This is a genomic window from Bradyrhizobium erythrophlei, assembly GCF_042430365.1.
Taxonomy (GTDB): domain Bacteria; phylum Pseudomonadota; class Alphaproteobacteria; order Rhizobiales; family Xanthobacteraceae; genus Bradyrhizobium; species Bradyrhizobium erythrophlei.
In genome coordinates this window covers 102,967-111,053 of the sequence record NZ_JBHMET010000065.1, presented here as the reverse complement: position 1 = coordinate 111,053, position 8,087 = coordinate 102,967, and the positions used below count along the sequence as shown (strand labels likewise).

At 61.4% G+C, this 8,087-nt stretch carries 7 protein-coding genes and 1 pseudogene; 7 read left to right on the top strand and 1 reads right to left on the bottom strand.

Annotation, left to right across the window (positions count from 1 at the left end):
* The first annotated feature begins 1,065 nt into the window (after positions 1-1,065).
* The 4 genes and pseudogenes from ACFFWD_RS12100 to ACFFWD_RS12085 all read left to right on the top strand — a co-directional run.
* On the top strand, positions 1,066-1,692 hold the full coding sequence (locus ACFFWD_RS12100) for a S24 family peptidase (RefSeq protein WP_376965228.1): 627 nt from the start codon (positions 1,066-1,068) through the stop codon (positions 1,690-1,692).
* Positions 1,693-1,850: 158 nt separating this feature from the next.
* Positions 1,851-2,105, top strand: a complete 255-nt coding sequence (locus ACFFWD_RS12095; RefSeq protein WP_376965226.1) for a hypothetical protein — start codon at positions 1,851-1,853, stop codon at positions 2,103-2,105.
* A 173-nt stretch (positions 2,106-2,278) separates the two neighbouring features.
* On the top strand, positions 2,279-3,433 hold the full coding sequence (locus tag ACFFWD_RS12090) for an OpgC domain-containing protein (protein ID WP_376965224.1): 1,155 nt from the start codon (positions 2,279-2,281) through the stop codon (positions 3,431-3,433).
* Between the two features lie 33 nt (positions 3,434-3,466).
* Positions 3,467-3,715: pseudogene (locus tag ACFFWD_RS12085) on the top strand (ATP-binding protein); the annotation flags it as partial.
* A 6-nt stretch (positions 3,716-3,721) separates the two neighbouring features.
* Here the strand turns inward: ACFFWD_RS12085 and ACFFWD_RS12080 are convergent.
* Positions 3,722-4,954: an acetyl-CoA C-acetyltransferase gene (locus tag ACFFWD_RS12080; protein ID WP_376965222.1), complete on the bottom strand. Its 1,233-nt coding sequence runs from the start codon at positions 4,952-4,954 to the stop codon at positions 3,722-3,724.
* Between the two features lie 204 nt (positions 4,955-5,158).
* Here ACFFWD_RS12080 and ACFFWD_RS12075 point away from each other — a divergent pair, with 204 nt between their 5' ends.
* From ACFFWD_RS12075 to ACFFWD_RS12065, 3 genes are read left to right on the top strand one after another with little or no spacing between them, the layout of a single operon-like run.
* Positions 5,159-6,187 carry a TRAP transporter substrate-binding protein gene (locus tag ACFFWD_RS12075; RefSeq protein ID WP_376965220.1) on the top strand — a complete coding sequence of 343 codons (1,029 nt, stop codon included), beginning with the start codon at positions 5,159-5,161 and terminating at the stop codon, positions 6,185-6,187.
* 37 nt (positions 6,188-6,224) lie between these two features.
* Positions 6,225-6,785, top strand: a complete 561-nt coding sequence (locus ACFFWD_RS12070) for a TRAP transporter small permease (protein WP_376965218.1) — start codon at positions 6,225-6,227, stop codon at positions 6,783-6,785.
* Positions 6,782-8,071 carry a TRAP transporter large permease gene (locus ACFFWD_RS12065; RefSeq protein ID WP_376965216.1) on the top strand — a complete coding sequence of 430 codons (1,290 nt, stop codon included), beginning with the start codon at positions 6,782-6,784 and terminating at the stop codon, positions 8,069-8,071. Before ACFFWD_RS12070 ends, ACFFWD_RS12065 begins: the two co-directional genes overlap by 4 nt.
* Positions 8,072-8,087 lie beyond the last annotated feature (16 nt).

The window sequence follows — 8,087 nt, the reverse complement described above, 5'->3', positions numbered from 1 at the left end:
GCGTTTGCCGGGTGGGACTTGCACCCACTGGAAAGCGCCGCCTTATCACGGCGCACGCCATGAGCGGACTCCTCGGCCTCCAAGCTGTGGGACTCGGATTCGATACGCGATTTTACGTCGGGCTACCTCTCCGCCATCCCCGCCTTACGCAGCCCATCGTACAAGTCTTTCGCACTGGGCTAGGTAAGATAGATCGTTGGATGGGCGGAGCAATCGTAGTTCGGAAATCGTCTGAGCGGACGGGCCGGTCCGCAGATAGTTGCCGAGCGCAGCGCTCGCCTCATCGTCGCGACCCTGCATGCCGTAGGCTGCGGCGAGACATAGGTGAGCCAGAGAATAGCTAGGGCTCAAGCCAATTGCCTTACGCAGCATCTCAACTGCTCCGACATCGTCGCCAAGCAGAAACCGAGCCAGGCCAATGCCATAGTACCCTCGGAACAAAAACGGGTCGCGTGGACGTCTATCGAGCCCTAGAGACATGGGCCCGGCGCGCCTATCGCAACCTGATCTACCTCCACGAGGTCGATATTCAATGAGAGCCGGCAGAGAAAGCCGTGCACGTTGTATAGCTCGCTTCTGTTTGTCGGCAGTCCGAGTTGTAACTTTAAGCCAAGCGCCTCGTTGATTGCGAGAAGGTCGACAGCCACAGGCAAATCGATCTGCGTCGCTCAGCCGTGCCCGTGGACGGTTTTGCCCCGCGTATCACCTGACCTCACGACCTCACCCTCTCTCGTCCCCACTTCGGATGGCTGCTCAGTTTGGCCGTCACTGGATTTTTCTTGATTTCCCGGTGCACACGTCATGCACACGAGGCCCTCTAACCAATTGAAAAACTTGAACTCTCGCTCCAATCCATCATTGGACGGGCCCGGCAACGCGGGCACGCAAGTCCCGCGGCGCTGCCGAGCGCTCGGGCAGCCAGTTTGTTACATCCATTCCAAATTCCCATTCCTGCCGTTCCACCCGACGCCAGTCGGCTAACTTCTGGCATTCCGAAACAAAAGTCAAGCTTGATTTCCGATAATCGGAACTGCTATGACTTCCGGAACTCAGAAAGGATAGGCCATGCTGGACGTGCAACTGATCGAACGAGGACTGCAGAAGACGGGCAAGAGCAAGGGCGGACTGGCGCGCGCGATGGGCGTTCGGCCCGGCGCGGTCTCCGAGATCCTGTCGGGCATAAGGCTGATCAAAGCATCCGAGATCGCTCCAATCATCGAATATCTGGAGCTCAACTCGGTGCCGATCATGGGCCGGGTCGGCGCCGGCGCCTCGATCGAACCGGAGCTTGAGCAGGTGCCGCCCGAAGGCCTCGGCGAAGTCGAGCTACCGTTTCCCATGTCGGAGGAAACCATCGCTTTCGAGGTTTCCGGCGATTCCATGCTGCCGAAATATGAGAATGGCGATGTTATCGTGGTCTATCGTGAACAGCGCTATCCGCTGTCGAGCTTCTACGGAGAGGAGGCCGCGGTGCGCCTGAAGAGCGGCGAGCGCTACCTGAAGACCGTCGAGCGCGGCAATTCGCCAGGCCTAGTCAATCTCAAGAGCTTCAACGCCAAGCCAATCAACGGCGTGAAGCTGGAATGGATTGGCGAAATCTGCGTCACCCTGCCCCGCGGCCAGATCGAACGGCTGCGCGGCAAGACGGCATCGAAGGGCCGCAAGACGACCCGACGGTCTTCCGAAAAGTAGCGTGGCCTCCCGGCGAATCGGGCCGAGTGATTCGCGCGGGGCGGACCGGAGCGCCCCATCTCTGGATGAATTCAATTCTGAAAACCAGAATTTTTCTTGACATGCGTCCGACTACCGGGAATACTGCAGCAGTTCCGCGAGGGTACTGAATTTCCAGCATGCAGTACTTTGGCGTGATGATCGATTACGGCTGTCGCGGTCGCGAGGCGATCGTGGATCCCGAGAAGACACGGCGCAACGTCGTCGCCCGGGTCGCCTCGGGGGAGGAAATCGCGGCGTCCTCGGTGGAAGATGTTACCACCGACATTCTTGCCGAGGCCGCCCTGCCCGACATCGGCACCACGACCGACGCCGATACCCAGGCGATCTTCTTTGATCACGCCCGCGACCTGCGCAAGCACGAACCCGTCTGATCCCGGACTCGATCACGCGACAATTTCGAAAACGTGATCTTCCGGAGAGCTCGACCACTTGGCCTAGATTGGACGCGCACTAGATATACTTCACGCGAAGTCTATTCCGGCTGAGCGGACGGGTCGCGCCGGATTGGCGATTCGTTTCCCGGGTTGATGAACTTCTGCTTTCAATGAATTCGACAATGAAGACCGAGATCGCGGCAAGCGATGGCGATCTCCGGATCGCTCTGCTGCTTGGCATCGCGAACTGGTTTCTTTTTCTGGACCACATTCCCCACAACGCGGTCAGCGCGCTGACGTTGCGGAATTTCGGCTTTAGCGGCGCAACTGACTTGTTCGTGTTCGTCGGCGGCTACGCCGCAGCGATGATCCATGCCAGGATGACGGTGGAGCGCGGCTTCTTGGTTGCGGCCACCCGCATCTTCAAGCGTGTGTGGCAGCTTTATGCGGCCTACATCGTGCTGTTCGTCGTTTATGTCGACCTGATCGGCTACGTTGCGGCCCAGACCGCGGCGCCTGCGATCATCGGCGAGTTCAACATCACCGGATTCATCGATCATCCGATCCGCACCCTGATCTACGGTCTGTTCCTCCAGGCCAAGCCACTCAATCTCGACGTCCTGCAGCTCTTCATTGCCTTGATGGCCTTCCTGCCCGCCATCCTGTTCGGGCTGATCCGCTGGCCCAACATGACACTCGTCGCATCGGTGGCATTTTATGTAGCCGCGCGCGTGTTCGACTGGAACCTGTCGTCGTATCCGGACGGCCGCTGGTACTTCAATCCATTCTGCTGGCAATTGCTGTTCGTCATGGGCGGCTGGTTCGCGCTGATGAGCAAGCGATACACACGCGCAATCCGCTCGCTGCAGGCCATTCCGGCGCTGCGCGCGGCAGCGCTATTGTATCTGCTGTTCGCCCTGGTCGTCACTTCCAGTCGGAGCATTCCGGCTCTGGCCGAACAGATGCCGGCCTCGCTCATCGACGCGCTCCTGCCGAATGATCGGGAAAACATGGCGCCTTACCGCATCCTGCATTTCCTGGCTTTGACGTTCCTGTTTACCCTGCTGGTGCCGCGCAACTGGCGAGGCCTTCACTCCTACGCGCTGCAACCGATCATCAAGTGCGGCGAGGAATGGCTGGCGGTCTTTTGCTCGGGCGTATTCCTGTCCTTTGCTGCGCATTTCGTCCTGATCACCGGCCCGAATTCGCTGACGGTGCAGGTCCTCGTCAGCATTGCCGGCATCGCCGCCATGACCTGCGTCGCCTATTATGTCTCGTGGTCAAAGCATCAGGACTACAAGTCGGCGGTCGGAGCGCGATCCTGACCGTCGAAGACTCGCTACGAGCGGGACCCGAAGTCGGTGCGGATCGAAGCAGTGGCCGACCAGTCGACTGTCAGGATGACAGTGAGCAACGACGGCGACCCGATCTCCGAAGCCAATCGCGAGAAGATCTTCGATGCCTTCTTCACCACCCGCCGCGACACCGGCGGCACCGGCATGGGGCTTGCGATCGCGCAAGCCGTCATGGTGAGCCATGGCGGCTCGATCCGCCTCCTGCCATCCGAGCGGAGCGTCGCCTTCGAGCTGCGATTTCCTGCGGCCTGAGCGCCCTCAGACCCGTTCGATGATGATGGCCGGCGCCATGCCGCCCGCGGCGCACATCGTCACCAGGCCACGCTTGAGGTCGCGACGCTCCAGCTCGTCGAGCACCGTTCCGATCAGGATCGAACCGGTCGCACCGATCGGGTGACCGAGCGCGATCGAACCGCCGTTGACGTTGACCTTCTCGCGATCGAGCTTGAGGTCGCGGATGAACTTTTCGGCGACGACGGCAAAAGCCTCATTGATCTCGAACAGGTCGATATCGTCGAGCGTGAGCCCGGCCTTGGCCAGCACCTTCCGCGCCGCCGGCACCGGCGCATTCAGCATCAGCGTCGGTGAATCACCCATATTGGCCATGGCGACGACGCGCGCGCGCGGCTTCAGCCCGTGCTTCCTGGCATAGTCCGGGGACGCCAGCAGGATCGCGGCCGAGCCGTCGACTACGCCCGAGGAATTTCCCGCGTGGTGGACAAAGTTGATATCGAGATCCGGATACTTCTCCAGGATCAGCTTGCGATAGGTCGTGCCCTTGTCGTCCAGGGCATAGTCAGCGATGGCGGGGAACGCCGGCTTCAGCGCGGCGAGGCCCTCCAACGTCGTCTGCGGCCGCGGATATTCCTCGCGATCAAGCGCCAGCGTGCCGTCCTCGCGATAGACCGGGACCAGGCTCTTGTCGAAATGGCCGCCCTTGATGGCGGCCGCCGCGCGCTTCTGGCTTTCGAGGCCGAACGCATCGACGTCCTGCCGGGTGATGCCCTCCAGCGTCGCGACGGCGTCGGCGCAGACGCCCTGGTGCGATTGCGGGTGGCGGGCACGCAGGCGAAGATTGCCGGCGTCCATCAGGAACGGCCCCTCGCCGCGACGGCCCTCCATCGACATCATTTCGGTACCGCCGGCGATCACCAGATCCTCGGAGCCCGACATGATCGAATTCGCTGCCATGTTGACGCTGGTAATGCCGGAGCCGCAGAAGCGGTCGAGCGTGACGCCGCTGGCGCGCACGTCATAGCCGGCATCGAGCGCGGACATGCGGCCGAGATCGCCGCTCTGCGGACCGCGTTGCGAGCTGGTGCCCCAGACGATGTCGTCGACATCTGCGGTATTGATGCCGGTTCTTTCGGCCAGTGCCCGCAGCACTGTGGCGCCGAGTTGCTGCGGGTGGATACCGGACAATGCGCCCTTGCCGGCCTTGCCAATGCCTCGCGGCGTCCTGCATGCATCGATGATCAGCGCGTCGGCCATGATGGTTTCCTCTCGGCGATGTTGGTTTGCGGCATTTGCCGCCGATCCCTGCGCGATGTCAATTCGCGACGGCGAGCCTACGCTGCATGGGGCCCAGCGCTTTCCGGCTGTCGCATCGGCCATGCTCAGCCGTGGCTTGCTTGACGCGCAAATTCGTTTATGCGCAGCTACTTAAAACAACAACGAATTTCCGGGAGAGGAAATATGGGTGGGGTTCGGCGGGCACTGGTCGGTTACGGCCTCCTCATCGCATCGACACATCTGGCGGCCGCCGAGCCGATCAAGCTGCGCGTGGCCGACTCCTTTCCGAAGGGTCATTATCTGGTCAAGCTCGTGCTCGAACCCTGGATGGAACAGGTCCAGAAGCGCACCAACAATGCGGTGACGTTCGAGCACTATCCGGCCCAACAGCTCGGCAAGGCCGCCGACATGCTGAAGCTGACGCAGACCGGCGTCGCCGATATCGGCTATGTCGCGCCCGCCTACGTGTCCGACAAGATGCCGATCTCCGAAGTCGCGATGCTGCCCGGCGCCTTTGACCACTCCTGCCAGGGCACGCTGGCCTATTGGAAGCTCGCGCGAAACGGCGTCATCGCACAGCAGGATTATACCGCAAACAACATCCGCCTGCTGCTGTCGGTAAGCCTGCCGCAATACCGCATCCTGACCGTGAAGCAGCCGGTGAAGGACGTCGCCGACGTCAACGGCTTGAAACTGCGGTCGACCGGCGGCGCGCAGGACCTCACCTTGCGCGCCATCGGCGCGGTGCCGGTGCGGATGGCCGCACCGGACGCCTATGAATCGCTATCGCGCGGCACGATGGACGGCCTGCTATTCCCGCTCGAAAGCGTCGTCGCCTACGGCGCGGACAAGCTCGTCAAGCACTCGACCGACGGCGTCGGCTTCGCAAGTTTCGTGGTCGCCTATTCGATCAGCGACAGTGCGTGGAAGAAGCTCTCACCCGAAATCCAGAAAGCGATGGTCGACGCCGCCGAGGACATCCTGCCATCCGCCTGCCAGGAAGTGCAGAAGGCGGACAATGAGACCAAGAAGTCGATGGAAGCGGCCGGCGTCCACTTTGAAACCCTGCAGCCCGATGCGGTCGCAAAATTCAAGGACCTGATGAAGGGTGTCGGAAAAGCCTGGGCCGAAGGGCTCGATGCCCGTGGCAAGCGGGGCAGCGACGCGCTAAGGGAATTCAACGCGGCCATCGCAGCCGCGCCCGCCAAGTAACCTCCCAAGTAACATCCCGCATCGAACGGAGCCAAATGTGATCAAGGCAAGCCTGAAGGCTTTGACCGCCATCGAAAAGGTGACTTCGGCGGTGGCCGCAGCGTTCATGTTCGCAATCATGATCATCGTCTTCTCCGACGTCGTGATGCGCTACGTTTTCAACCGGCCCTTCTCATGGGCCTACGACCTGATTTCGCTCTACGTGATGGCCGGTGTCTTCTTCCTGTCGCTTTCAGGAACCTATGCGGTGAACGGCCATATCAGCGTCGATATCCTGCTGCCGCGCTTCTCGGCGATCATCCAGCGCCTCTGCATCATCATTTCCAACGTCGTCGGGCTTGCGATCTTCGCCCCGATCACATGGCTCGGCTATCAGCGCGCACTCGACAATTACGTATCCGGCGACGTGATGGCCGGCGCGATCCCATGGCCGACCTGGGCATCCGCAGCCTTCGTGCCGATCGGAGCGGGAATTCTTGCCCTGCGGCTCGCCGTCCACCTGATTGCCAACACTGCAAGCCTTTTGACTGGCGAGAACCTGTTGCCGTTGCCGGCCATCTCGGGTCACTCGGAGAAGGCCGCCGGAGGTTTTGAATGATTCCCACCCTTGTTCTGGCGCTCCTGTTCTTCCTGCTGGCGATCGGGACGCCGGTCGCGTTCGCGATGGCGTTCTCCGGCGGACTGGGCCTTTATCTGACCGGCGGTCTGCCGATCCTGCTCGGCGTGCTGCAGACCACCCCGCTGTCGGCGGTCACCTCGTACGAGCTGATCACGATTCCGATGTTCCTGCTGATGGCCGACCTGGTGCTGCTGTCTGGTGTCGCCGACGACCTGTTCAAGACGGCCGCCGCCTGGGTCGGCCGGATTCCGGGCGGGCTCGGCATGGCGACCGCGCTTGCCGGCGCCGGCTTCGGCTCGATCTGCGGCACCAGCACCGCATCGGCCGCGACATTGTCCTCGACCAGCCTGCCGGCCATGATCCGGCAAGGCTATGAACCAAAGATGGCCGCCGGCGTCGTCGCGATCTCGGGAACGCTCGCGATGCTGCTGCCCACCTCCGTGGCGCTCGTCATCTTCGGCCTGCTGGCTGAGGTGAATATCGGAAAGCTCCTGATCAGCGGCATCATCCCGGCGATCCTCGTCACTGTCATCATCATGTCGACGATCTACATCCTGGTGCTGCTCGATCCCTCGCGCGCCCCCACGATCAAGGCGGTGACATGGTCCGAGCGCTTCGGCTTGCTCTGGCAGGTCTCACCGATGGTGATCCTGTTCTCGATCGTAACCGGCACGATTTATCTTGGCGTCGCAACGCCGACCGAAGCTTCGGCCTTCGGCGCGTTCGGGGCATTCTGTCTCGCCTGCTGGAAGCGCAAGATCAACCTGACGTCGCTCTATGTGACGTTGCGACATGCCGCACAGGGAACGTGCATGATCGTCCTGATCATCATGTGCGCCCACATCTTCGGCTATTTCTTCACGTTGACGCAGGTCACCCAGAACATCGTTGCCTGGGTCGGCGCGCTCGACGTCTCGCGCTGGATCATCATCACGCTGATTCTGTGCGGCTATATCGTGCTCGGCTCCTTTATGGACCAGATCGCGATTCTGGTGCTGACGGTCCCGATCGTGCTGCCGCTGATCAAGTCGCTCGGCTTTGATCCGATCTGGTTCGGTGTCATCAAGATTGTCACCGCCGAAGTCGGCATGATCACGCCGCCGATCGGATTGAACTGCTTTATCGTCGCACGCTACGCGCAGCGGCCCGTGGGTGAAGTCTTCCACGGCACCTTTCCGCATTTCATCGCGCACCTGATCGCAATCGCAATCTTCGTGGCATTTCCGGACATCATCCTCTGGCTGCCGAACCACATGCAACACTGAAGAAGCCATCGGCTGA

Bases quoted from the DNA above. Each gene is read 5' to 3' on its own strand.
- ACFFWD_RS12090 (WP_376965224.1), top strand. From the start codon at position 2,279: ATGAATTCGACAATGAAGACCGAGATCGCGGCAAGCGATGGCGATCTC.
- ACFFWD_RS12065 (WP_376965216.1), top strand. From the start codon at position 6,782: ATGATTCCCACCCTTGTTCTGGCGCTCCTGTTCTTCCTGCTGGCGATC.
- ACFFWD_RS12075 (WP_376965220.1), top strand. From the start codon at position 5,159: ATGGGTGGGGTTCGGCGGGCACTGGTCGGTTACGGCCTCCTCATCGCA.
- ACFFWD_RS12095 (WP_376965226.1), top strand. From the start codon at position 1,851: ATGCAGTACTTTGGCGTGATGATCGATTACGGCTGTCGCGGTCGCGAG.
- ACFFWD_RS12100 (WP_376965228.1), top strand. From the start codon at position 1,066: ATGCTGGACGTGCAACTGATCGAACGAGGACTGCAGAAGACGGGCAAG.
- ACFFWD_RS12080 (WP_376965222.1), bottom strand. From the start codon at position 4,954: ATGGCCGACGCGCTGATCATCGATGCATGCAGGACGCCGCGAGGCATT.